The following is a 26,601-nucleotide window of genomic DNA, read 5'->3' on the forward strand; positions in this document are numbered from 1 at the left end:
TTTTATTTTTCTTTCCAGTAAGCAATATATTATTATTATTTATTAATAAAGTTATTTATAGGTTCTAGTTATGGGTTATTTTCTGACGACTATGGAGGGTGTTTTGTATTGTCCATGGTGGAGGTTCTATATTGACCATGGTATTATTTGTTTTTTCTTGTTTTATTTTATCAATTAATCCACTTGTTTTTAATTCTAATATAGCATTTGCTACTTTTGCCATGCTAATTTTACATACTTCTGCAATTTTCTCATAAGAAGGCATATTTCTAACTTTTAGCTCACTATAAGTACATATATACAAATACACTAACGCACTATGTTTTGATAGCTTAAAATCGAAAATATCGTCTCGAATATTTACTTTTATTTTTTCACCAGGTATATCCGTATTAAATATGTATTTACTCTGTTTACATTTATCATTTTCTTTTATTTCACCTTTATTTATTACCTTGTCCTGATTGAATATTTCTTTATTAATTTTTGTTTTATACAAATTGTCTGAATTCTGATCTTTTTCCATAATATATTCCTTTTGATCAATAATTTCATTTTCATTTACTATATTGTTATCTTCTTCTGTTACTATTTTATATAAATTGTTTCTTTTTCCTCCATCTATTCTATATTGATTATCTTTTATAATTAAATCTCTTTTTATTAATTCCTTTATAGCTACTTTTACACTTGTCTGGCTAATACTACAAGCATTGGCTATTTGCTTAATTGATGGAAAGCATTCATAATCTTTATTTGAACAAGAGCACAGATACATATATACTATTATTTCTTGTTCTGATAAATGCAAATCAAATATATCACTTCTAATTTTGAAATAATAATCTCCAGAAGTCATAAATGGTGTTAATGAATATAAGTTTGATGTTTGACTTCCGTTTTGTCTAAATCTAGATTCTTTATTTACTATCTTTGCTTCTACTAAATTATTAATAGCTTTTCTAAGTGTTGATAATGAAATCTTACATATTTCTGCTAGTGTATTTCTAGACGGAAAACATAACCCCTCACTATTTGAATATTTTTTTAACCCTGCATATACGATTTTGCTATGTAAATCTATTTGACTACTAAATATATAATTTGACATTGTAATTGTAGCTGACATTTTATCCTCCGATTAATAAAAATTTATATTTAATATTGCAATTATTACATAATAATGGTAAAATTATTGTAATTTGACAATATTATTGTATTTACATTTTATCTATAACTGTTCACCTCATGGACAGTTATCTTTTTTTACGATATTAAAAGGCATTTAGAATTAATTCTAAATGCCTTTTGTTGTCACTATTTAATTACTTGTTAAAGCACCTCCTCTTCATCACTAGGTAAATTATCATAGAATGTTGAATCAGGCTGTATATCCATGTCTACTGCTTCTTCTGTTTTTTTACTTCCACCTAAGAATTCTACCCTTACTGCTGTAACTTGTGTTGAATACCTTTTTTCTCCTGTTTGTGTAGTATAATTATTTGTTGTTAATCTTCCATGTACTGCACATAAACTACCTTTGTTAAGATAAGTGGTACAATTTTCTGCTGACTTACCAAAGATAGTTACGTTAATAAAGTCGGCTGTAGGTTTCCCTTGTGCAGACATTTCTTGTTTCTTTTCTTTAGACATCTCTTTATCAACAGCTATAACCATATTTGCAACTGCCATACCTGTTGAAGGAACAAACCTCAGTTCTGGATCTCTTGCTAATCTTCCAATTAAATTTACATTATTCATTTTTAAATCCTCCTTAGTATTTTAAAATAAAAAAAGATATATTATGTTATTTATTTAATATATCTTCTAAAGCTCCCATTTCTATTGCATCTCTTACATCTGATAAAGAATAACCTTTACTCTTGATAACTTTCATTGTATTATTCAATTCTAGATTTTCTATATCTTCTTGTATTAATTTAATCTTTTTATCTACTTGTCCAATTTGTTCATTTAGTTTATCTTTTTTTAACAATAGTTTTTCTTTAATTTCTTTTTGCTTATTTAATTTATCATATAATGTCATTTGAACCTCCTAATCAAATCTTACAACTCTTCTAAAATATTTAAAACCCTTATATCCGTTTACTGTTACACCAGTACCCCATTGGCAATGAGCATATAGATTATTATTTTCATCATCTTTGCCTATATAAATACCTACATGATTTATACCAGATGAATTAGGCATCTGAAGGAATGCTAAATCTCCTACTTGTAATTCATCACTGTTAATTGGATATGATTTTCCCCACTGATAAGCTGTACCTCCACCTGAAAGCATTTTTCCTATTCCTGAAGTTTTATAAACCCAATCAACATAACCAGAACAGTCTAGACCATAAGGTTTATATGTATCTGTTGTATCACTTCCAGGAGAAGTAACCAATGTCGACTCACCCCATTCATTATTCCACCCAGCTGAGCTTTTACCTCCCCAAAAATACTTCACCTTTCCTACAATACTTAATGCTGTATCATATAATTTTTGTTGTTTTTTATCTGAAAATCGAGGAGCATTAACAATTAAATCTTTTATTTCATCTTGTGTTAATTCACCATATTGATGAGCGTATTCTGGAAATTGTTCTGAAAAATTTGAAACTAAACGTCTTGACCATGACCTTTGTTCTTCATCTAATTTAGTCTTATTCATAATTGATTCCATATCATAGGTATATACTGTAATAATTTTTCTTGTTTTATCTATATCCTCACCATTTCTAGTAACTGTATATTTTTCCTTAGAAATTTTTATATCATATATTTTTTCGTAAATATCTTCAATAAAATCTTCTTCTTTTTTAGAAAAAGATAAATCCTGTTCAAATTTAACTGAAGCAATGGCAAATATCTCTTGAAAATTTGTATATATCCCTGACTTATCACCTATGTAAATTATTTTAGAACTATCATATTTATTATCATTTTTTAATTCTTCAATTTCTTCTATCAATTCAGTATCTAATAATTCTATTCTTTCTTTATACATTAAGGCGATATTATCATCAGTTATGAAATAATTTTGACTAAGTACTGATCCTACAATCCCTGAAATAGATGTAAGAATTATAATCATTAACACTACAAGTATTGACCCTATTAAAATATATGGATTTGTTAATACAATTGTTGTTTTTGCAAATTTACCAACTCCTACGATAATACCCTTTAAGATACTTGTAGCTTTTCTACCATATATATGTTTGTGTGCAATTCTCTTCTTCGCATTTTTTAAAAGTATCGCATTATTTTTTGATTTAATCTTTTTTGATCCAGTTTTAATTTTATTTGTTTTTGAAATATTTTTTTTTATATTTTGATACCTTTTACTTTTATTGTTTGAAATGCGTTCTTTAATATAGTTTCTAGAGCCATGCAATACTTCCCTAGAATATTTAGTTGCTTTAGTAGTACTTGTTATTACTTTTTTTGTTGAATCTACAATATCTAAACCACGCCTTATATTCTTATCTGTTTGCAAATATGCTTGTATCCCTGAACTTCCATCCGAATCTCTAAGATTATCGACTATTCTATTTTTTGTATTAACTGATAATGTAGTACTATCTTTTTGAAGTTTTATACCTCCTTTTTTTAATAAATATTTTTTATTTATTTTACCTGAAGGTTTAGGTCTTATCTTATTTGAAGAATCTTTAAAACTTGCTTTAACAACCTTTTGATTACCCTTAATTGCTTTAAATTTTTTATAAAATTTCTTAGTATCTGTAATACTATTTATATGTTTACTATCATGTATAGTTTTATTAATATTTTTAATTGTCTTTACGCTTTTAAAAGGAATACTTGCAACGTTAATTACTTTATCTGATTTATTTAAAGTATCAATATAAGCTTGTATACCTATATCCTGCTCTGCTGACTCTGATACATTATCTTTAATAGCATTAATGGTATTATTAAACCTTACATCTTTTACCTTTTTATTCTTATTATTATATTTCTTAATACTTTGTTTGTTAGGCAGAGATTTTTTTGAATTAACATACTTTCTTCCATATTTTTTATTAACATATAGTTTCCCTTTTAATCTACTTTTAGAAGTGTTAATTTTAGATGTAATTTTACTTTTAGAATCTTCTAGCTTCATACATCTACAACCTCTCCAACCTTAGTTGTCATCATTCTGTATAACTCTGTATCCTTTGGAAACTCATCTATAAAAGGAATAATACTATTACCTGAAAATAATAATCCTCTACCTGAATCAGTATTAGTTATATATGTTAGTTGAGCAGCTGAAATATTTAACATTTTTTCTAATTCAACTCTATCCATTGGAGCCTGGTTAAGCATTAATATAAAATCTGAATTTGATAGCATTCTTCTTGCTAATTCAGATTGTAATAAATCTTCTACATTTTGTGTTATACCCGTTACAACACCACCCCATTTTCTGGACCTTTTATATAATTCAAATAAAAAATTAGCAGAATACTCATTTGCAAACAATAAATAAATTTCATCAAGATAGATCCATGTATGTTTTCCCTTTTTCCTATTTTCTGTTATTCTATTCCATACTTGATCCAAAATTATTAACATACCCATTGTTTTTAATTGTTTTCCTAAGTCTTTTATATCAAAGCAAACAAGTCTATTATTAATATTAATATTTGTTTTATGAGAAAAAACAGAAAGGTTACCTGTAGCATATAATTCTAATGCTATTGATAACCCTTCTGCTTCTGGTTCTTTTTGTTGTTTTACTGTCTTATAAAAATCAATTAATGTAGGTATATCTTCTTCTTTAAAGTTTTGTATATAATCTTGATATGTAAGTCTAACGCACCTATCAATTATTGATTTTTCTTTTGCCGACAGTCCGTTTTTACCACCTAAAATAACCTCACAAAGTGAAATTATAAAGTCAGACTTAAAAGAAAGAGGTTCTTCATCATAGTTTGTACTCATATCCATAGGATTAATATATCTTCTACTATTTGAAGAAATATTAATTATTTCACCACCAAAGTTTTTAACTAAATTTGAATACTCTCTTTCAGGATCTATAATTAAAACATCATCATCTGTGTTTAACAATACATTAATCATTTCCCGTTTTGCACTAAAGGATTTACCACTTCCTGGTGTACCTAAAATAAATCCGTTTTGATTTTTTAGAGTCTTTCTATCAAACATTATTAATGATTTTGAAATAGCATTTAACCCATAATACATACCATGAGGATGTAATAACTCTTGTGAAGTAAAAGGAATAAATACTGCTGTTGCCTCAGTAGTTAAACATCTATCGACTTGTATATCATTTATACCTAACGGCAATACTGAATTCAACCCTTCTTCTTGCTGATAATTTAAAGATCCTATTTGACATAAATACTTTCTTGCAGCAGATTTTATTATTTCTGTATGTTCATCTAAAGCATCTTTATCATCCTCTGTTAACAAAATAATGAAATTGACTAAAAACAACCTTTGATTCTTATTCATTACATCTTCGAGCAACTCTTCTGCTTCTTGTAAATTGTTTTTTAATTCATATGGAATAAATGCATCCAAGTATCCATTTTTTACACTTTTACGCTGATATTCAATCTTGTTGGATTCCATTCCAGTTATTTGTTTTTGTATGAGTTTAAGTGCAAATTCAGGTTCAACAGGATTTATATTCATACTAAACATCATATTAAATCCAAAGTCTGTCAGTTCAGTAAGAAAACTATCACTTAAAAAAGATGGTAAACTTCGTATAAATAATACTCTTGCATGAGAATCACCTATAGATATATTATCTCTTTTAAATTCAAAGCTATCAGGTGCTATAACATCTTTAACATTAGAAAATCTTTGTTTTAATACTTTAGGATTATATTCAAAATTACCTATATTGTCTTTTCTATATACATCATGTAATATTTCTAGCCTTTTACTGATTGGTAATACTTTGCCATAACTCCCCATACGTCTCAATAAACCCAAAATTTCATTTTCAATTCTAATGAAATTATTTCTAGCTTCAATTACATCATTTGCCTTTATACTTATAGTAATATACTTTTCTTTTTCAATATCATTACGACCCTTTGTAACTTGTTTCTTAAGCATTTCATTATATTCTTTTCTATAAATATCTAAATGATCATTTTTCTGTTTTAGGACTATTTTACCTTCAAACTCTTCTTTATTTATAGGCTTATTATTTATAGTAATCTGTAATTTAACAGAAGAGTTGAAAAAATTTAAAAACTCACAGTATTTAGCAAATATATCTATTTGATCGTCTTCTCTCGCTATATGGTAATTTATATCTATAAACTGTAGTGTCTTAGAATATTCGCCTTTCTTTGTCTCTATAATTCCATCTTCATATATGTTAGTAATTGGAATAGTTCCTTGGGCTGAATTAGACCTTCTTATTCTTTTGCATTTTTTATTTTTAGATATTTTATTTGCTTCAGTACTTAATTCTGAATTGCCATTACGATTTTTCTTAAATAACATTTTTCTTTTTCCTTTCCTTAAATTTTTTTAAGCTTTCTAGCTGCACTTTATCCTGTTCTTTTAAAATTTCAGTAAAAATATTTTCAACCTCATATTTGCGTTTTCGTGGTATAAACAGATTAAAATTAAGCATAATCAAAGCAAATTTTTCAAATGGTAATCCATTATATTTAAAAAATCCTATTAAAAACAATGGAACTCCTGTAAACATAATTACCCAACTTGCAACCTCATCTCCAATGTATGATTTCAAAAATAAATACAATGGTATATTTATAGCTAAGGCAACACCTAAACAAACAATCTGTCTTAATGTTAATCCAGCAAATAATGTTTCTTTATAACTTCTTATTTCTTTTGGTGTTTTAATTTCAATCATTTAATATACCCCCACAATTTGTTTAGCCCAATTTTTAGACTGAGACAAAGTATATAATAAGACTACACTAGATGTTATAGTGCCTATCATACCTAATTCTGCATTTTCACTACCTGCAGAAGCAACTATTGTATTTGCTATCCCAGTAAATGACATACAAGCAATTAAAATTATAAGTCCTTGTAAGCAAACGGAAATATAATGCTGTATAAATCTTTTTGCAATATTGTTATGTTCTTCATTTGGCATAGTCGATAAAGGTAATGGCGAAAGTGCTGTATAGATGTAAATTTCAATAATTCGTCCATAACATATAACTTGTATAATGATTTTAACAATTAACATAATAAAGTTCATAGGCATTAATTTAATCTGAAACATAATTAATTCCATCATTTTCATATTTTCTAATTGTGTTTTTAAAACCTCAATATCAACTATGGTTTGAATTGTACCAGGAGAAGAATATACTAATGAAATTACATCTGAAATTGATTGATATACGAAATTTAATAATTCAAAACTACTTTTCATTATTACCTTTGCTAATATAACTCTTATTAGAATTTTAATAATATTTTCAATTCTAGCCACTCTAAATGTTATTGTTTTATTGAAAAGATCTAACATAAAAAACAATGCTAACAAACTATAACCTATTGGTAAAATACAGTTGAAAATCCCCTCAACCATATTCCATAATCCTGGTATTGAATTTTGTGGCTGAGTAATTATATCTGTGATTAATCCTAAATCAGAATTTAACTTATTAAATAACTGATCTACATCCGAAACTATATTGTCTATATTCATATTTCCTCCTTGAAGCAAAGGATAATTCAATTACGATTACCCTTTGCTAATAAGTTTATAAACCTAACAACGTTTTATATGCTATAGATAATCCAAATACCATAAGACCAGCTACAAGAAACAAAATGCCATTTCTTTTCTGTCCAGCATCATGATCTGAAAGTGAAAATGCAACTTGTATTCCTCCCCAGAATGCTACTAAAAGACCAACTCTTCCAACCCATGCAGCTATCCATGCTACCATGTTGTCAAACTTATCTACACCTGCTGTGTCAGATGCAAATACCATAATATTATTTAAAATACTAATGCTTATTGTTGTAAAAACAATTTTAATATGTAATGATAACTTCTTTAAATTATTCATACTATTATTTCTCCTCTTCAATATAATTTTCGTTTAGATTTATTTGTAATTCGCTTTCTAAAATAGATGAAATATCTTCTTCAAAAATAGCATTTTCAAATAATTCTTTTATTTGTTCTATTTCTAATTCAAAATCTTTCATCTTATAACTTTCAAGAATCTTAATACGCTCCTCTTCTTTTTCCTTGTTCTTTTCTATTTCTCTAACTTTACTATAATCAAAATAATTTTCATTAGTAGCTTCATATAAATATATATAATTCTTGTGGTCATATAGATTATATTTTTTTGAATAAAAAGGGAACATGCCTCTTATTAACAATATACAATCTTCGTCTGGCATTCTTCCTATTTCATCAGGCTGCAAAAGTTCACGGCCATGAATACCATAGTTATATGAAGTGCTTCCTTGTCTACCTTTTGAGTAGTTGATATTCCTTGTATCTATAGTCTCTTTTCCTAAACTTTTACTTATATATTCTAGTGTAGATTGCTCCTGACCCCCTAGAAATAATGTAGAATCACAATTACCAGTTATACTTTCCCAATTGTACTTATATAGTTCTTTCAATTGAGCCATATTTTGAATTATAATATTTGAACTAATTTCTCTACTACGCATAGTAGCTATTTTTTTCTCAAAGTCAGGTATCTGCCCTATGTTGGCAAATTCATCTAGTATAAACCTAACATGAGTTTTAAGTCTTCCATCTTTAGTCTTAAAATCTGCAATATAATATAATCTTTCAAACAATTGTCCATACATCATAGACACAAGAAAGTTAAATGTAGTATCACTATCTGGAATAACTACAAATAATGCTGTTTTTTCTTCGGCAATACGTTCTAGTTCTAAATCATCTTTAGCGGTTAAATTGGAAACTGCCTCTATATTAAAAAGCGACAACCTCACACCAACAGAAATTAAAATACTCTTAATTGTTTTTCCAGCTCCTAGTTTAAAAATATTGTATTGTCTAACTGCAATATGATTAGGCTTCTCTTCTCTTAATTGTTTAAATATAATATCTAAATCACTTTCATAATCTTCATCTTCTTCCCTTACACTTGCATATCGCAATAACTCCATAACTGTTTTGAAATTTTGTTCCTCTGGAATAAGCTCATACCACATAAAATAAAAAATTGATTGTAATAAAGCAACTTCTGACTTTTCCCAGAAAGGATCATTCCCTCCTCCTGTTTTAGGATTTGTGTTCTTTATTAAACCATTGATAACTTTCATAACGTCATTTTCAGTTCTTATATAGACAAAAGGATTATAGCGACTGCTATAATCCATATCTATAAGATTAAAAACTTTTATTTTATATCCTTTTTTATATAATAATGAGCCTGTTTCCCTTAACAATTCACCTTTCGGATCAGTAATTACATATGAAGTATTAGCTTGCATAATGTTGGGCTTTACATAAAATCTTGTTTTTCCTGAACCTGAGCCTCCAACAACCAATACATTAAGATTCTTTCTAGTCTTTTTAGTATTTAAACTCATTTGCTCTGTTTCTGTGAATACAATATTGTTGTTTTCATCTTTATCAATTATTTTTTTTATTTCTTCTTTTCCAGCCCAGCTTGCAGTACCATGTTCTTTACCAAACATATATTTTTTATCAGATGTTATGAAGTATATAGCAACCGACCAATACAATAAACTAACAAATATCAATAACTTTAAATCTTGTTTTTGAGGTATAAAAAAAGGAACTGTTTTAATATGATTTTCTATGTCATTTTGAAATCTATCAAGCATAGTATAATCAAAATGTTCATAGCTATTAAATACAGTTCCTATATGTATTGCCATATATGATATAAATATAAATAACAGTATAAAAAATATTGTTAATTGAATCTTATACCTTTTACGCCTCTGCTGATCCGTCACTATCTGTCTCTCCCTTCCTTCGTTTTAGTTTTTTCTTTTGTTTTCTTATTGGTTTTTTTGGCCCGCACCTCCTTAATGTTATCGTCTATCTCTTTCATAGTCTTTCTATCTTTTTTTACTTCTACTTTATTATTAACCTCATTTTTATTTAATTCTATGTTATTAATTTTTTCTTTTAACTTTTCTAATTCTACATCACCATAAACATATTCAGGACTAGAAAATGTCTTACCAACATCATTAACTCGTTTTTGAATTTCTTCCATATTAAAATCATTTTTATTTAAAATTTCTTGATTACCGTTAATATTAATCTCAACTTCTAAAGTATCTTTTTTTGTATTTTCTATTATTTTAATACAATCATCTAAATTGTCTTTATCTACTATATATGTTTTTAATATTTCTTTATTTTCATTATTGATTTGTATGTAATCATTTGGGCTCTCTTTATCAAGAATATACAATCCTCTATCTTTGCCAATAATATATTCACTCAGCATGCTGATATCAGCCTCTTTATCAATACCATTGACTTTTTCATCGGTCATTTTTTCTAATATCTTATTTACTATCTCTGCTTCACTTTTTTTATATACATAACTTACTTTATTGTCACTTTTACTCACATCAAATATTGCATAAGTTAGACCTGTTGTTTTAGCTTTAGCAGCAAATATAGCTGCATCTTTATCATTTAAATCAAGAGTAACTAACTCCTCACCACTTGTTATGAGTCTTTTTATATTAACCTCCCCAGTATTTAATTTCCTATCAAGTTTATTTAATAAAGAAAGGAACAAATATTTTAACATTTCTCCACCTAATTTAGAAATGTCTTTAAACCCCTCTTTGCTTAAATCTGCTGCAAATCCCATTAAGATTGCTGAAGTATCTCCACCTGTATTCATTATCTCTCTCCTTTATCATTATTTTTTTCTTTACTTTTATTTTCCGATGCTTGTTTAGATTTCTTATATTCATCTTTGGCGATGCTCACATCTTTCATAGTTTTCTTGTTTAGTTTTTCAAACTTGGCTTTTTGCTTAATTATATCTCCTTGAATAATTAATGGACAACTTGGCTCTACATATACAGAGTACTTACCATCTTTCTCAAATGCAATATATTTAAACTTATCACAATTATCATTTTGAAATTCTTTTAATGTTTCTTCTCTAACATTATTAAATCCTTTGACACCTTTAATTTGTTTAATTTTATTCCAATCAATATTTCCTTCAACTTCCTGCAATATTTTAATATCATTTACTAATATCAAGTTTTTGAGTTCTTTTATTTTATCAATTGGAACAGTTATGTTCATTCCAAACTTAACTCCACTTTCTTTTGATATAAAAGGTATGTCCAACTCTTCTATTTGCTTCTTTATATTCAAATAGTCTTCATTAGATATCCTTATATATCCTCGCGTACTTTGTTCATCCATTAGTTTTAGTAACTCAGACTTTTTATTATTAACCATATTTGATTTTTCTAGCGGTTCTGTTTTTCCCGAGGCTTTTTTATATTCAGCTTGTAGTCTTTCAAGTTCTTCCTTTGAATAAACAATTACCGGGTTCTTGAATTGAACTATAGTTTCAATAATTTTTTCAATTTGCTCTCGTCTTGAAAGATAGTTTACCGGTCCTTCAGTTACACCTTTATGAGCTGCATCATCTATGTATAGTTCTTGTACACCTTTTACATTTACAAAAGTCATGAATCTTTCAATTTTTTTATCATCTTTTATCAGATCAGATATAACTTTTTTTATATTCACATCAAGTTCACTTAATTGTTCAAATGTTGATGACATTTCTTTTGTAATTTCAATACTATGTTCATCAAATGTCTTTATAAATATAGAGTTACCATCATCTTTATTATAGATGCCTATAAAATTTGTTGGATCTTCTTTAATATTTTCATCAAACTCATTATATAAATTATTATCCTCATAATCCATATTATTATCTCTCCTTTTCGTTTTCATCTTTCATTTTAGTTTCCAGCTGTATATCTTTTATAAATTTATCTCTTTCATATTTATTAAGATAATTTTGCAAACCTAGTATTTTATCTAGTTCTTTAAATGTATTATTTATTTCATTATCAACCCCTTTCGTTTTTTCGATTACTTCATTTCTTTGGTTAATGAAATTTTCGTATTGAAGTTCATCTTTTAAACTAAATTTCTCTAACCTATTTTTACAACTTTCAAACTTTTCTATTTCATAAGCATTTTTCTTTTTATAAACCCCCTTCAAAATTACCCGTTCATACTCATCATGATATTTCTTATATTTATAATATAATTCGATTTCAGTACAAACGGCTTCCATTTTAATTTCTAATGTCTTTAATTTTTCCTTTTTTGTTTCTACTTGTTTGATTTTACCATTTAATATATCAATTTGTTTTTGTACATCACCCCTAGTATGTAGATTGTATTTATGTAAAAGATTTAATTTACTTGATAAATCTTTTATACCATTTATAGCTTTTTTCTGTGCATATGTATATTTTATTGGCCTCTTATCTTTTTCAAATGAATTTTGATTATTATTAAAAATTATTTTAAATAATAAAATTATAAGCTTTATATTAGTTTCTAATGATGATTGCCTATATGATAATTTTCTTATCTGGTATTCAAAACTCTTTTTATCAATTTTATAATATTTTTTATTTTTTGATCTAAAGCTTCTAATATTATGTTCCTTAAATTTTATTCTTTGTTTTATACTATGTTCGTCATAATCTATACCGAGCGTTTTACCTCTAACAGCTCTATTCATTCCTTGCTTTTTGAAAGTCATATATTTTACATTTCCATGTTTAATATAGTAACCTTCTGATTTCATCTTTCTAATAAAATCTTCAAAGCTTTCTGAAGAAGAAATAACATAGTCAATATCTTCTCTAACAATATCTTTCCATGAAGTTTTATTCTTACTTTCTTGCCATTCCTTGTATGATTTATTTTTGTTTCTTCTATTAGGTTCTATAACACTTAATCCATGTTCAAGACAAACTAGATCAGAATACTTTCTTATATCTTCTAATTCATTTTTACAGCTATTATATTTTTTACCATTTAGCCCTACTGAATTTATTATAATGTGATTATGAATATGTCCCTTATCAACATGAGTTGTAAGTACATATTGATATTTACCATCAAGAAATTTTTCTGCCCACTCTCTTCCAACTTGATGTGCTTTTTCTTTGTTTGCTTCTCCTGGTTTAAAAGATTGTATAAAATGAAACCCTTGTATGCCATCTTCTTTTTCATATTGTTTTTTTAAAGTTTTCATTTCCTCTATTGCTAAATTTTCATTTATACTACATTTATTCGAACTGACTAAAAGTTTGTCATCTGTCTTTTCTATATTTTCAATATACTTTAAGGCATTCTTTAAAGTTTTATGTATTGGATGTCTCTTCACATATGCCATAACTTAACCCTTATCCTGTGTTGCCTGAATATCCTGATAAACTTCTATTAAAACTTCATTAATATTTTCCATAGTATTTTTTAAATATTTAATTTCTGATTTATTAATCAAACCTCCTTGATTTAACTTTTTTGCAATTTGATTTATGTTATTTCCAATTCTACTTATTTGTGCTGAAAGCTCAAATATACTAGTAAGGTCATAAATAATTATTTCTCTTTTCAGTGCAGCATTAATAAAAAACCTATTTATACTCATTTTAGATACTGCGACTTTTTCCATAATCTTTTTATGCTCTTCATCTGTAGTTCTGATAAATATTACATTTTTTCTTTTTCTGTTCACTGTCAATTTATCACCACCAATTTATATTAAAAATTAATTCTGCTTCCGCAGGGGTATTAGGGGTATCCCCTAAAATTTCGGAAATGGCTATCCATTTCCACTGCTTGCTATTCTTAAAACAGCGTTTTAAGAATGATGGCTTTCTGAAAGAAAAAGGCATTTATGTACTTACCATTTGTTTTTGAAACTCAGCAGCCTTAATCAAATTATTATTTAAATAATAATCAACCTTTGATATGCATATTTTATTGACTGAAACTTTTGTATCTATTATTTTAAATAGATAAATAAAATCAGTTTGGAATTCTAGCGTACATACATATCTTCTGCATCTAATATTATCTATAACTAAGTATTTCATATTTGAATCCAAACTGTGCCCTCTTATGTCATCAATGTATAGCATTTACGCCCTCTCCTCTCTTGTAATTATAAAAATGAATCTATCAAACTAACAAATACTCCTATACATATATACGGACCTAATGCTATGCTTGAATTGTATTTTTGTTTTCTAACAATTATTAAATAGATTGAAATAATACTTGCAATTAATAATGCAAATATAATAATTTCCAACATGCTTATACCAAATATCAAACTAAGTGCAGTTAATAACTTTATATCGCCTCCTCCTATACCACCATCAGTAACTATGGCAATAAATAAAAAAACTGTAAAGATTATTGCTGCTAATGCAATGTATACTTTACAGTTTTTGAAATCTATCATTGTATTAATAATTCCTAACAATACTATTATTATATTTAATTTGTCAGGAATTATTTTTTGTTTGTAGTCAATGTATGCGATTAACTTAAATTTACGATATTAAAAATTTATAAAATTAAAGCCGACTCTTTGGATTTAAGTAATCAAAACATATTAGTCCACATTGTTTGCATATGTATCCACTAAAATCGTTAGATGAAAAAGCTTTCCGTGCAACCATAACATCTTCAGGGTCTTTAGGATTTAATGATATTTTATGTCTCTGCTTATTAAATGCTATCAAATTTCCAGTTTGTAGATAACCTAATTGCATCTCGACTTCACATTTAGGGCATTTCATTTATAAGCCTCCTCGTATAATATAATTAACCTTTTCAGTAGATTATATAATTAATCTCTAGTTCTGGTCAATCTACAATTTCGAATTAAATATATTTCTAATATTATTTTTTGATGGCAAAGCCCTAGAATCAATTTTATTTTATTAAAAGTTGAAAATCAAGCAAAGTTATAGAGTGCAAATGATTGTAATTTTGCACTCGAAATTTTATTACTTGCATCTTTGGAGTAAACTTTTTAAATAATATACTCGTCTTTCTATCTTATCAAATTAACCCTTCCGTCTTGCAACGCAGAGCCAGACACTCTCAACGATTTACCGTCCCAACCCTCTTTTGCATTGTAGTCATAAATCGTAGCACCTTTGTTGCAATCTACCCTGATACTTATTTCTGTTCCTTCTGGCAACCTTGCAGATGTGAAAAATTTTCCTTCCCAAGTTTCACTACTACCACTTGATGAAACCTTTACTAAATCTATTTGTTGTTTCAACGTACTATTTTCAAAAATATCAGCATCTACGTTATCAGGGTTACCTTTACTGTCTATTCTGAATGTAACATAATATCCAGTCTTATAATCGATTAAATCATCAACTAACATATCCTTTGTATATGGGAATGTAACAGTATCATGGTTTACTATATCAGTTATTCTAAAGTTCAACAATCTTAATGCTACTATATCAATAGGTATAGTGTTCGTCATTTCCTTTGTTGTAACACCTGTTTCACTACCATAATTAGTTCTTGCTACATATTGAAGGTCATATGTTCCCGTATCTGTTATCGTTTCAGGAATTACCATACTTCCCTCCCAATAAGTTGTTTCTCCAACAGTATTTACTTTAGTCATATTAACTGTAGCTGAACTTAAATTAGCAGTAACTCCTGTAACTTCTTTATTTGTAGTTGCTGTAAGACTTATTGTATCACCTACAATTATCTCAGGATTACTACTTGAAAAATTTCCAACTACACTTATATCCGGCACAACATAATATGTTTTAGTTACATAAGTTGATAATGCTGAATTAGGCTCATAAGGAGGAATTTTAGGCATATCCGTTACTTTCAAAGTAATTTTATACGCTCCCCAACTTAAGCCTGCATTCTTAAAGCTATTTGTAAATGGTGTTGCTGTACTATATACCTTAACTGATGAAGGCGTACCACCTATGCCACTTACTTTAGGTACTTTGTAATTTTCTAAGGACCATTCGTAAGTAAACCCTAAGTTATCTGCTCCATTCGGATCAGATACCGATACATTATATCTAGCTAATTCTTCAAAAAATAATGATGTCGCACTCGGCCTGTTTTTAAATGTTTTATAACTTGATGAAGACAAAGTTACATTTTTAGGGAATGTCCATGCTGGACTTTCATTTGAAACTAAATTAAAATTAGCAACTGGAGCATGGTTTATAGGCACTACCCTAAAAGTTTGTGTATAAATTTCAGATGTTGCCAACGGATCACCCCAAGGACCTGAAGAATCACTAACTTGTAATGTGATGCTAAAATCACCTATCCCTGAAGTCTTTATCTTGTTATTGATGGCTGTTTGTGAATTAGCAGCAGTATATGTTCCAAGTAATGTACCTTCTTTATATAACTTCCATTCCCATTGGTTGATTGTATCTCCGTTAGGATCATATGAAGTATCTGTAATTCCCAAAGTTGCACCTTGAGCTATTACATTGCTAGATAATACAAACTGAGAAATAGGTGGCATTGCTTGACTTGTGATAAGTATAACAGTATCGTCAGACCAAACTCCTAAACCATTTTCCCCATCCATATCTCTAACTCTCAATTTTACTAGATATTCTTCTGTATTATTTCCTGATGTCAACTTTCCTGAATGCCAGGTACTTTCACCAACTTTTTTCCATGACCACTCTCTTGCAACAAGACCTTTATCAGCTCTATTAGTATGATCTAAGTCATAAGATGTATCAGTTAAAGTTAAACTAAACGTACTTGCACTCTTTGTCATATCCATCGTAAACTGTGCAATTGGTTTTCTATGAACATAAATATTTAATGGACCATTTTTCATTTCAGAATCTTTTCTATACTCTTCAAAATTATCATCACTGCCTACTGGATTATCCTTTGTTTTATAATCAGTTACAAATCTTCCCACTTTATCAAATGAATTTTTAGATTCTGATAGCCATAAACCATCATAAGCTACCTTGCCTAAGTCATTTTGGAAACATCTGTAATCATGCTCGTATCTCCAATTCTCTACATTCATTTGAGGATCTTCCTCATAATCTTCATAAAATACCTTATAATTAATTTCTTCATTTAATAATATATATTGAGTTTTAGATTTTGCCTGACTTCTTACTGTATTAAGTATCCATTCAGCTAAATTCTGTAAAGCTGTATCCATGTTTGTATTGTAAATAAATGTTCCTTTTCCGTCATTACCAGCTATAAAGTTAAGTATTTGCGACCTGTTTATACTTGTTCCTAATTCCGCAAAATATAACTCGTCATTCAGCATTCTTGATAAAACTACAGGATATTTAACAGATGCTGTCTCTAATTCTGATAACTTTATATCTGAAATATTTATTACAAATTTTGTTGCATCATCTCTCCAAGTAGGTTCTTTAAGTACTTCGTCTAAAGTTTTAACTGAACCCGAAGTAACAGTTAGATTTTTGAATCTTCCTTCAGGTTGCGAATTAGTAAAAAATCCAAAACTACCCTTTATATCGCTTGAATGTGTATAATCAACAACCTGTACGTCATCCCACCATATTTTAATATTCTTATCTTTTACTATAGCCTTCATCTTATGCCACTTCTTTCTAGTAAAAGATACAGAACTCGTTGGGCTATAAAGACCTTTAATTGTAGCTCCATTATATTGATATAGTCCAGATGGATGACCATGTTTATTTGTGTTAGTGTTACTCCCAGCAGAAAGTAACCCATGCTGTGAAATTAAAAACGCTAAATGTCCAGTTGGTGTACCATCAATGCCAAATGATACTCCTATATCATCATTATCACTTCCATTAGTTCCAAGCTCCACTTCAAAAGTATAACTACTACTATTAAATGATGGATCATAAAAACCTGACCAATATGAATTATCATCCCTTTTAATTATTCCAGTACTAGAACTGAAACTCCAAGTATCAGGTTCTGTTCCATAACGTTCCCAATTATTAAATACAGCCGCAGCATCGGCATCATTAGAAGATATTGTACTTGTTTCTATAGTCTCAATCCTTGTATCTAAAAAATCTGCATTATTAGCCTCTAAATACATCTTTACATAGTTATTAATCTTTGTGTCCAATTCAAGTGTCTTGCTTGAATCAGCTTGTCCCACTGTGAAAACTACATCAACTTTGTTACTTGGTGTTACAGTAAAATCAACTGTAGGTGGCATGTTATCAACTTTAATAACTTTTGTAATAGTATTACTTCTTCTATCTGAAGTTGTTACAAATTGATTAATAGTATCCTGCCCAAAAGTATCCTTAACATAAAACTCAAACTGATAATCACCTACATGAGATACTTTAACCGTTGCCCTATTATTAGTAAAATCTATATCTAATGGACTTTTCCAAGTCTCATCAATATAACTACCATCATTGTCAGAGTCAAAACGGTATCTTACTCTATGCAAATCATTTATTAATATATCGCCATCATCTGAACTGGATTGAAGGTTATATATTACTAATTCAGCTCTTTTACTATCGTCTACATCTCTATAAGTAGTCTCAACAATATCAAAATCAATAATAGGTTTTGTATCTTCATCAACTGTTATAATTTCCTCAGAAAAAGGTGATTTCTTTCCATGAACATTAGTTACTTGATACCTTATTTTATATCTTCCCTTTTCTTTAAATAATAAATCTTCTTCTAAAGCATCGTTTAACTGTAAATAAGTTGTTGAACTAACAATATCATTTTTTAATTCACCTGTTCCACTTGCTACCTTTATAACATTAGAATTCTGTCCATCAAGGGTAGTAATTTCCCAATAATCTTTTGAGTGGTCTATTTCATGAAGCTCAGCTCCATAATAATCATTTCCAAAACTACTATTACCATCTAATTGATATTTTCTATTTTCCTTTGTTGTAAAAGGTGTTTCGCCAAAAGTCATATTATCTTTAATAACTGCTGTTGGAAGTGGATAAATTCTAATTTCATCTCCAAAACTATAGGATTGTCCTACTTCATCAGTTACAGTTCCAATCAACTCATAATAACCACTATCTTTAAATCTTATAGCTCCACCGTTATTATTTAATGAATATTCTGCTCTTGTATCTATATCATCATCTACTAAAACGCTTGTATCATCTTCACTCGCTCGTTTAATGCTCCAATCTACTTTTAAAGTTCCTATTTCCTCATCTTTAAGCTTTGTAGTTAAACTTAAAACATCATCAGTATAAGCCCATTCAGGAATATCAAAAGTTATATCAGGTATCCAGTTTACTGTAAACTCTTTACTTGATAAAGCTTTTCTTCTATCTGCAGCAGTTACAAATTTATCTATTGTAGGCTGTCCAAATTCTTCGGTTACTTCTAAATCAACTTTAAATTTACCGCTTACACTTTGTTCAAAATTAACTAAAATATCAGTATTTCCAACATCATATGTACCGTAAACACTTTCATCGTCAAAACTTCCATCCTCATCCATATCCCTATAAACAACATATTTATACTTATCAATAATATCTTCATCTATCGAATAAGCTGATTGTTCAATTTCAACAGTTGTACTTACAGGATTGTCATAAAAGTTAGGAGTTGCTCCACCTACTGTAAAATCAGATATAGGGTTTTCATCAGGTAATATCTCAATAATTTTAGTTATTTCACTTGCTGGACTATTAGGATGTGTCGGATTAGCATCACCAAAATTATTATGTACTTTTAAATAAACTTCATATCTACCTGTTTCTTTGAATAAAATATTTTTCTCTTCATTGTTAGAAGTATCAGGATCTATCTTTATACTACTTACACTTTGTCCATCTAAAGGAGTTATTTCCCATATATTCCTTGCTGTCTGTATTGGATCAGTTCTAGGACTCAAACTATCTCTCATATGTAATTTAACATGCCTGTTTTCCTTTAAAGTTCCTTCCTCAGTAATTCTTGCTACAGCTATTGGAGGAATTACCTTGACTTCTTTCGTTATACTATCTTCAAGCCCTGTATAATCTCTTACTTTAAGAGAAATATCATATGTACCTTCTTCTCTAAATGTCAAGCTACCGCCATTTTTTCCATTTAAATTACCTGATAATGATGCTGGCATTCCATCATCTTTATTTATAGTTGGCTTTGTCCATGTCCATTGAACTATATCATCGTTAGGATCAGTAGACATATCCTTTATAGGTATACTTTCATTAGGATAACCAAACTCATAAACTGAAAAATCTGCAACCGGTGGTTGTGGCTCTGTATTTACATAAACTGTTCTTCTATATGTATCATCTTCTTTTCCATATCCACCGCCATCATCTCTAACGTATATTTCGACTTCATAATTATCACTCTCTGTAAAGATTAACTTACCACCATCTTCATCAAAGTTAACCGATTCAAAATATTCAGGCGTATAATCTTGTTCCATTTCTCCTGTTTCTAAATTAGTATCTGAATAGAATATCAAATTTCCCTTACTATCTTTAATGGTCCAACTTACATATTCTAAATCATCTTCTGGATCACTTGAGCCATTAGATAAAGTAACAGGAAGAGAAACATAATTGTTTGAACTTCTATCAAAATAAGCATTCGGAGGTTCATTTACAATCTCTACATCTACCATGCCTACATCTGTGGCAGTATCGCTTAACCCTGTTTCATCAGTTACAGTTACAGAACCTTTAACAACAATATCACCACTCATAGCATTCACATCATCAGGATACACATTTATAGCCTTGTAATAAGTATCTGACGTTCCGCTCTTTGAGTCTGCATTCCTTGTACCTATATCTACTTCAAAATCGTAACTATCTACTGAAAGATTTGAAGTTGAATCCGATGCATCTAGTCCAACCTCAACATAAGCTCTCATATTTTCATCGTATTGTTTATAATTCCAGGTAACTAAGTCAGGTATATCCATTTCCAAATTCGCATGCACTTCAGGCTCAGGAGGATCAATTAAGCCATGTTCTATCATCCATTCTTCAGGATTTTCCTCATATGTCTCATCTATATATTTAATAACTACTGCAACATAACAACGCCATACATTTTCCCTTCTCCATTCTGAATACTTACCATCAGGAGAAGTAAAACCCATATTATCAGGATCTAAAGGATAAAAATTTGCTTCAAATTCTAAATCTCCACTATCATCACCAGTTCTACCTATTATTATTTCTTCATTAAAAATATTTGCTGAAGACATATAATGGTCGTCTACCTGTTTTTTCTTCAAAGCACTATAATTCAAATCATCCCAATCACCATCATACTCATTGTAATTCATTATATCTACTACTTTCCAAGGTCCAGAAATTAACGCAACTGGAAAAGTATATTCTTTAATTAATTTTGAATTAGGACGACTGCCTATACTTTGCTGTTCCCCATTATATTCTGCCCAATACTCACCTGTTTCTTCATCATACCAATATCCGAAATATGCAACAACCATTCTATATGAAAATGGAGAATTATCAGAAGGAAAATCTTCCTCATCCCACTCTTCAAATGCTTGAGCTTCCTTAATTAAACTTAAATTGTTAAGAATAGGTAAATTAACATTAGAAAGTATAGTAAAAATTAATAATACCAAACTTACAATCTTTGTAAATGTTTTATTTGAAAACTTCATAAAATCTCCCTTCCTATCTTAAAAAATTGATTAAAGGCACAATACCTTTAATCAATTTCATCAATATTAAATTTAAGACCTTCTCTTATAGAATCATAAGTATCAAGTAAAATTATGTTGTCTAAATCTTCATAATTAAAACTCTCTTTTGAGATAAACATAACTGTGAAGTTTTTATTTAATTCCATTTTAGGATACTCACCAACAGCATAATCATCATAAAGTTCAACCGTTTCTTCATATATAGTATCAGCATTTTCAGCAACCTTCATAATTGGCTTATTAAACGTTTCTCCACTGTTATTAACAAAAACAATCTCCAAACCTTCAACCCAAAAATAATCTCTTGAACTATCATCATTACCATTTACTGCATAAGCATGAATGGCAACAGCATCTTTATTATCTGAATTTCTCCATCCTATTGATGTATCACCATAATAAGGAGCGTCTTCAGCTTTAACTTTATCTATGCCTGTTATTACTACATTTCCAAATTTAATAGGAAACATAGATTTATCTGCTTCTACTATACCATCTACCTCATAAGTAATATTTCCTCTTAAATCAGTATCCTTATAATCTTTCAAATAATCATAGTCAGTATCTTCAATAGGAATTAAATCTAATTTCCCAGCATCAATTATGTCATCTTCATCAACAGGTACTTCAACCTCTATACCTTCGATAACATTTAACATATTAACTAACATCTGACATGCCTCTGCTCTTGTAGCTTTACCATTAGGCTGAAATGTATTGTTTGTATAACCGTTCACAATACCATTCTCACTGGCGATTACAACATAACCTTTATCGACATCCATAATTGCGAAATTGTCTACAAATTTAGTTTCCTCACCTACTTTACCTATAGCGTCTTCATCAAATCCTAAAGCTCTAACAACCATCTTTGCCATTTCTACCCTGGTTATCTTTTCATCAGGTGCATAGCTATAACCATACTCTGTTCTGTTTATAATATGATTTTCTATTGCAGTATTAATTACATCTTGCGCCCAATGTCCTTCGGTATCTACAAATGCATCTCCTTCAATAATGTCCAATTCTAAAGCTGTTACAATAACCTTTGTAAATTCTGCTCTTGTAATGTTATCTTGAGGTTTAAATGTTCCATCAGGGTAGCCATCTATAATACCTCTTTCAACAACATTATTTAAAACTTCATAAAACCAATCTGTTTCCTGTACATCAGTAAAACCTTTATCTGCACCATAAACCATAGAAGTTAATAAAAGTGCAAATACCATCACTAAAATAACTATTTTTTTCATTCAAAATCCCTCGCTTTCAATTTTTTTATAATTACATTATACCTTGTTAGAAACTTATAGACAATATAGGCTAAATTAAAACAATTTTAGACTATAATATAAAGTTAGAAGGCATGTAAGCAAGAGATAATAGATTGATTTTATTTTCTATTTAATCCCCTGCCTTTCATATAAATTAAGAGTTTTTGCCAAAGTAATAACCTCCTCAATAGCAAAATGTTGTTATAAATAACTACACTCCTTTTGCAACACACTTTTGTTGCAATTCATATACTTACTCCTTCTAAGCAAAAAAATAGCTTTGCCTACGTGTCAAAACACGAAACAAAGCTATGTTAATTGCTTTCTAACATTTAAAAAATAAGTTATCATGGCAATATTATACAGCTAAATTACATATTTTGTCAACTTAATTATTTATAACATCTCTAATTTATATAAATTAATCATATACGCTCGTTAACTGACTACCTGAAAGTTTACTTACTTGTATATCGGTAACCAAAAATGTACTTTTAATCTGAAATTCTAATGTAGCAATTACACCTGGATTCTCAATATTGTAAACTTGATTTATTATAGGTGAAGTATAACTTGTAGAAGTATCATTTATTACTTCAAATTCCTTAATTATTGGCGTTGCATATAAAAGACTATTAGATTTAGGCTCTAATGTTGTTTCACTAAGACCTAAATCACCAGCAAGTACTTCTTTAAACGCCTCATCAGCCTTCACTTCATCTATTTCAAATACTCCATTCGCTAATTCTTCCCCATCTTCCTTAATTTGAAGAGACGCTGCTTTAACAGCTCTATTCATGGTATATTTAATTTTCTTAGTTTTAACATATAGATTTCCATAGTCTATTACCAAAGTAGAAATACCTATAAAAATAAATATAAATATAATCATCCATATAAAAGCATTGCCTCTTCTATTCCTCAGAAACTTTACCATTTCTCACTCATTCCTTGTATTTGCACACCGATATAATACTTACTCTCATCACCAGCTTTAAAATTAATATTATAAAACGGATGCGGTTTCTTGTTCAAAACTATCACCTCTATCATTTCGCCTCTTTCTACGTATGTAGCATTATTGCCATCGCCGGCAATACTTGGATTGATTGTTATTTCTAAATTAGAAATATCACAACCTGAAGCTACTAGTTCATCTTCTAAAGTTTGTCGAAGATTAGTAGTGTACTGACCTTCGACTAAAGCAATATCAAGAGTTTTATTTACAACGGTGTTCATCTGACTAATCTCTAATAAAAATGCTCCACCAAAAATTATATATACGAAAAACCATAACAATATGGGAGCAACTATTATAAAGCCTAATATACTGCCATCACCATTTTCGTTTTTAAAGTATTTAAACATACCTTTCAGTCCTTTTCTTATTCTTCTCCATCTGTAATTAATCCATCTAAATCACTAATTCTATCAACTGCATTTCCTCCCTGATCTACTATTTTATCACTCATATCAGGCATTACAACCAAAGCTATTGCTACAACAGCAGCAATTACAAGAATAAATTGAATGATATCTCCTCTTTGATTTTCTAAGCATTTTTTCATGTTATTTAACATTTTTTTCATCTTCTTCTCCTTTTTATTATATAATTTAGGCATTTGTTAAATGCCCAAACCCATTGATTTAGATGGGTTTAGTGTTAATCTTATATATAAATTTCTCTCCTGTTATGGTATAATGTAAGTACCAACAAACAAAAACTACAACAGGAGGAAACTTATGTCTATTAAATACTCTCAGCTAACACTTGCTGAAAATTTCAGTGAATGTCAAGATTTACTAACATCTGACACATCTACATTCTTCTCACTATTAGAAGAACATATTAATTTATGTGATTTCATACCAGTGGAATTTTACTGTGCTTTCCACTTATCAATAGGCAGAAAAAGGGATTATCCTTTAAAAGGATTTTTATCTGCTTTAATATTGCAGAAGATATTAACCATTCCTACTGATGCTTTACTTATCAATTTACTTTCTTTATGTCGCGAATTGCGTGATTTCTGTGGTTTTACAAAAGTGCCTGACGCCCCTATGTTTACACGTTTTAAACAGACCTTTATACCTCAATTAGAGCTTATGTTCTCTAAAATGGTTGACTATACTGAACCTATCTGTCAAGCTATCGATTCTACCCTTGCTTCAATTATTACACTTGATACTTCCGGAATTGAATTATATGTTAAAGAAAACAATCCTAAGTATTTGAATACTCTCATTAGACAGCTTAAAACTTACTATAAGAATAATCTTAACGTTGATCCATACAAAATGGCTTATGGTCTAATGCCTTCTCAAGCTACATCTTCTCCTGATGCTAAACAGATGTACATTAATGGTCATTTCTGTTATGCCGACAAATTTGCTATTATCACCAATGGTTTAGGACTTGTGCGTAATATTGCTTTCTTGGATGATGACTTCAAACAAAAGCATCAAGATATTGAAATTGACAAGAAATCCGATTCCCCTGACGAGGATAAATCAATCGGTGATTCTTCTGCATTAAAACCGGTTTTACAAGACTTCTTTGAACTTCATCCTGATTTTCACCCATCGACTTTTCTTGGAGATTCCGCCTTTGATACTATTGAAACCTATACTTTTTTAAAAGATGAATTTAATTTTAAAAAAGCAATTATCCCTTACAATACAAGGAATGAAAGTACTCTTAAAAAAGTTGGTTACAATGAATATGGTTATCCATTATGTCCAAATGACTCCTCTTTGGTTATGAAATATTGTGGGCCTTGCCGTGAAAAGGGTCGTGCCGACCGTATAAAATGGATATGCCCTAAAGTTCATATGGAAAGAGGTCAATTTGTTTGTAATTGTGACAATCCGTGCAGCACTGCCAAAAAAGGTAGAACTACTTACACTTATGAAAATATGAGTTTTCGTATGTTTCCAGGCTTACAACGTGATTCTGATGAATGGAATGAGTTGTATAAAATACGTACTGTTGTAGAAAGAGCCATTAACCATTTTAAAATGAACATGTGCATAGCCGGAAGAAAATCTCGTGACCATCTTACTACTAAAGCTGATGTGCTTATTGCAGGAATTGCTAGTCAATTCACAGCAATTATCGCACACAGATTAAGTTGTCCACAGTATCTTAGAAGTCTTAAACCACTAATTGCATAATTTCTTAATGCTTAAAGTTATTGATATTTCAATGTTCGTAGGTGTATTAAGGTTGCCCTTAAATCCAATTATTTCACTTGCTTTAACTTGTTTTTCTTTTTTTTTGCTATTTTTTATTAGATTCTATCAACAGTTATCAAAAAATCATTTTACAATTTCCTAATTATATAATTTTTAATTTTTATATTAAATCAATCAACACTTGTTACAGTATCTGTTGAATTGAAAACACTAATAATCTTTTCACTTCTGCTCTCAATTGTACTGTTAAAATACGGAATAATTTCTAGTGCAATTGTTACAGTAACCGCTACTATAATAATGTAACTTAGTATATTTGTACCTCTATTGTTACTTAAGTATTTTTTAATCTTATTCATTACTCACCTCTAAAT

23 protein-coding genes are annotated in these 26,601 nt (G+C 29.0%); 1 reads left to right on the plus strand and 22 read right to left on the minus strand.

Annotated elements, in window-relative coordinates:
- Nucleotides 1–64 precede the first annotated feature (64 nt).
- From U8307_RS04770 to U8307_RS04870, 21 genes are all read right to left on the minus strand, one after another.
- A complete protein-coding gene (locus tag U8307_RS04770) occupies nt 65–1,129 on the minus strand; it encodes a helix-turn-helix domain-containing protein (RefSeq protein WP_326910655.1) in 1,065 nt (354 codons plus the stop codon).
- 203 nt (nt 1,130–1,332) lie between these two features.
- Nucleotides 1,333–1,761 (minus strand): single-stranded DNA-binding protein, encoded by a 429-nt coding sequence (locus U8307_RS04775; protein WP_326910657.1) that lies wholly within the window; start codon nt 1,759–1,761, stop codon nt 1,333–1,335.
- Between the two features lie 46 nt (nt 1,762–1,807).
- Nucleotides 1,808–2,047 carry a hypothetical protein gene (locus tag U8307_RS04780; protein WP_326910659.1) on the minus strand — a complete coding sequence of 80 codons (240 nt, stop codon included), beginning with the start codon at nt 2,045–2,047 and terminating at the stop codon, nt 1,808–1,810.
- Nucleotides 2,048–2,056: 9 nt separating this feature from the next.
- Nucleotides 2,057–4,135, minus strand: coding sequence for a C40 family peptidase (locus U8307_RS04785; protein WP_326910661.1), 2,079 nt, complete (start codon nt 4,133–4,135; stop codon nt 2,057–2,059).
- Complete coding sequence (locus tag U8307_RS04790) at nt 4,132–6,510, minus strand: VirB4-like conjugal transfer ATPase, CD1110 family (protein WP_326910663.1); 2,379 nt, start codon at nt 6,508–6,510, stop codon at nt 4,132–4,134. The genes U8307_RS04785 and U8307_RS04790 overlap by 4 nt, the downstream gene beginning before the upstream one ends.
- Nucleotides 6,500–6,889, minus strand: a complete 390-nt coding sequence (locus tag U8307_RS04795; protein ID WP_326910665.1) for a PrgI family protein — start codon at nt 6,887–6,889, stop codon at nt 6,500–6,502. Before U8307_RS04795 ends, U8307_RS04790 begins: the two co-directional genes overlap by 11 nt.
- Entirely contained in the window at nt 6,890–7,702 is an 813-nt protein-coding gene (locus U8307_RS04800) for a hypothetical protein (protein WP_326910667.1), read from the minus strand.
- 55 nt (nt 7,703–7,757) lie between these two features.
- Nucleotides 7,758–8,069, minus strand: coding sequence for a hypothetical protein (locus U8307_RS04805; RefSeq protein ID WP_326910668.1), 312 nt, complete (start codon nt 8,067–8,069; stop codon nt 7,758–7,760).
- 4 nt (nt 8,070–8,073) lie between these two features.
- Nucleotides 8,074–9,978, minus strand: coding sequence for a VirD4-like conjugal transfer protein, CD1115 family (locus U8307_RS04810; RefSeq protein ID WP_326910670.1), 1,905 nt, complete (start codon nt 9,976–9,978; stop codon nt 8,074–8,076).
- Nucleotides 9,978–10,889, minus strand: a complete 912-nt coding sequence (locus tag U8307_RS04815; protein ID WP_326910672.1) for a DUF3801 domain-containing protein — start codon at nt 10,887–10,889, stop codon at nt 9,978–9,980. The genes U8307_RS04810 and U8307_RS04815 overlap by 1 nt, the downstream gene beginning before the upstream one ends.
- Nucleotides 10,889–11,947: a hypothetical protein gene (locus U8307_RS04820; RefSeq protein WP_326910674.1), complete on the minus strand. Its 1,059-nt coding sequence runs from the start codon at nt 11,945–11,947 to the stop codon at nt 10,889–10,891. Before U8307_RS04820 ends, U8307_RS04815 begins: the two co-directional genes overlap by 1 nt.
- A 4-nt stretch (nt 11,948–11,951) precedes the next feature.
- Complete coding sequence (locus U8307_RS04825; protein WP_326910676.1) at nt 11,952–13,439, minus strand: relaxase/mobilization nuclease domain-containing protein; 1,488 nt, start codon at nt 13,437–13,439, stop codon at nt 11,952–11,954.
- 3 nt (nt 13,440–13,442) lie between these two features.
- Nucleotides 13,443–13,784 carry a plasmid mobilization protein gene (locus U8307_RS04830; protein WP_326911547.1) on the minus strand — a complete coding sequence of 114 codons (342 nt, stop codon included), beginning with the start codon at nt 13,782–13,784 and terminating at the stop codon, nt 13,443–13,445.
- A gap of 160 nt (nt 13,785–13,944) precedes the next feature.
- Nucleotides 13,945–14,190: a hypothetical protein gene (locus U8307_RS04835; protein ID WP_326910678.1), complete on the minus strand. Its 246-nt coding sequence runs from the start codon at nt 14,188–14,190 to the stop codon at nt 13,945–13,947.
- Between the two features lie 23 nt (nt 14,191–14,213).
- Nucleotides 14,214–14,597, minus strand: a complete 384-nt coding sequence (locus U8307_RS04840) for a prepilin peptidase (RefSeq protein WP_326911550.1) — start codon at nt 14,595–14,597, stop codon at nt 14,214–14,216.
- Between the two features lie 34 nt (nt 14,598–14,631).
- A complete protein-coding gene (locus tag U8307_RS04845; protein WP_326910679.1) occupies nt 14,632–14,856 on the minus strand; it encodes a PF20097 family protein in 225 nt (74 codons plus the stop codon).
- A gap of 257 nt (nt 14,857–15,113) precedes the next feature.
- Complete coding sequence (locus U8307_RS04850) at nt 15,114–21,716, minus strand: family 16 glycoside hydrolase (protein ID WP_326910681.1); 6,603 nt, start codon at nt 21,714–21,716, stop codon at nt 15,114–15,116.
- Nucleotides 21,717–21,763: 47 nt separating this feature from the next.
- Nucleotides 21,764–23,011, minus strand: coding sequence for an S-layer homology domain-containing protein (locus U8307_RS04855; RefSeq protein WP_326910683.1), 1,248 nt, complete (start codon nt 23,009–23,011; stop codon nt 21,764–21,766).
- Between the two features lie 442 nt (nt 23,012–23,453).
- Nucleotides 23,454–23,969: a hypothetical protein gene (locus U8307_RS04860; protein ID WP_326910685.1), complete on the minus strand. Its 516-nt coding sequence runs from the start codon at nt 23,967–23,969 to the stop codon at nt 23,454–23,456.
- Nucleotides 23,963–24,400, minus strand: coding sequence for a hypothetical protein (locus tag U8307_RS04865; RefSeq protein ID WP_326910686.1), 438 nt, complete (start codon nt 24,398–24,400; stop codon nt 23,963–23,965). Before U8307_RS04865 ends, U8307_RS04860 begins: the two co-directional genes overlap by 7 nt.
- A 17-nt stretch (nt 24,401–24,417) precedes the next feature.
- The gene (locus tag U8307_RS04870) at nt 24,418–24,621 is read right to left on the minus strand and encodes a hypothetical protein (RefSeq protein ID WP_326910689.1); all 204 of its coding nucleotides are present in this window, start codon (nt 24,619–24,621) and stop codon (nt 24,418–24,420) included.
- Between the two features lie 154 nt (nt 24,622–24,775).
- On the opposite strand from U8307_RS04870, the gene U8307_RS04875 reads away from it, so the two are divergent.
- Nucleotides 24,776–26,206, plus strand: a complete 1,431-nt coding sequence (locus U8307_RS04875; protein ID WP_326906634.1) for a transposase — start codon at nt 24,776–24,778, stop codon at nt 26,204–26,206.
- A gap of 191 nt (nt 26,207–26,397) precedes the next feature.
- Here the strand turns inward: U8307_RS04875 and U8307_RS04880 are convergent, their stop codons facing one another.
- Complete coding sequence (locus U8307_RS04880) at nt 26,398–26,586, minus strand: hypothetical protein (RefSeq protein ID WP_326910690.1); 189 nt, start codon at nt 26,584–26,586, stop codon at nt 26,398–26,400.
- Nucleotides 26,587–26,601 lie beyond the last annotated feature (15 nt).

This window comes from Sedimentibacter sp. MB31-C6 (genome assembly GCF_035934735.1).
Lineage (GTDB): Bacteria > Bacillota > Clostridia > Tissierellales > Sedimentibacteraceae > Sedimentibacter.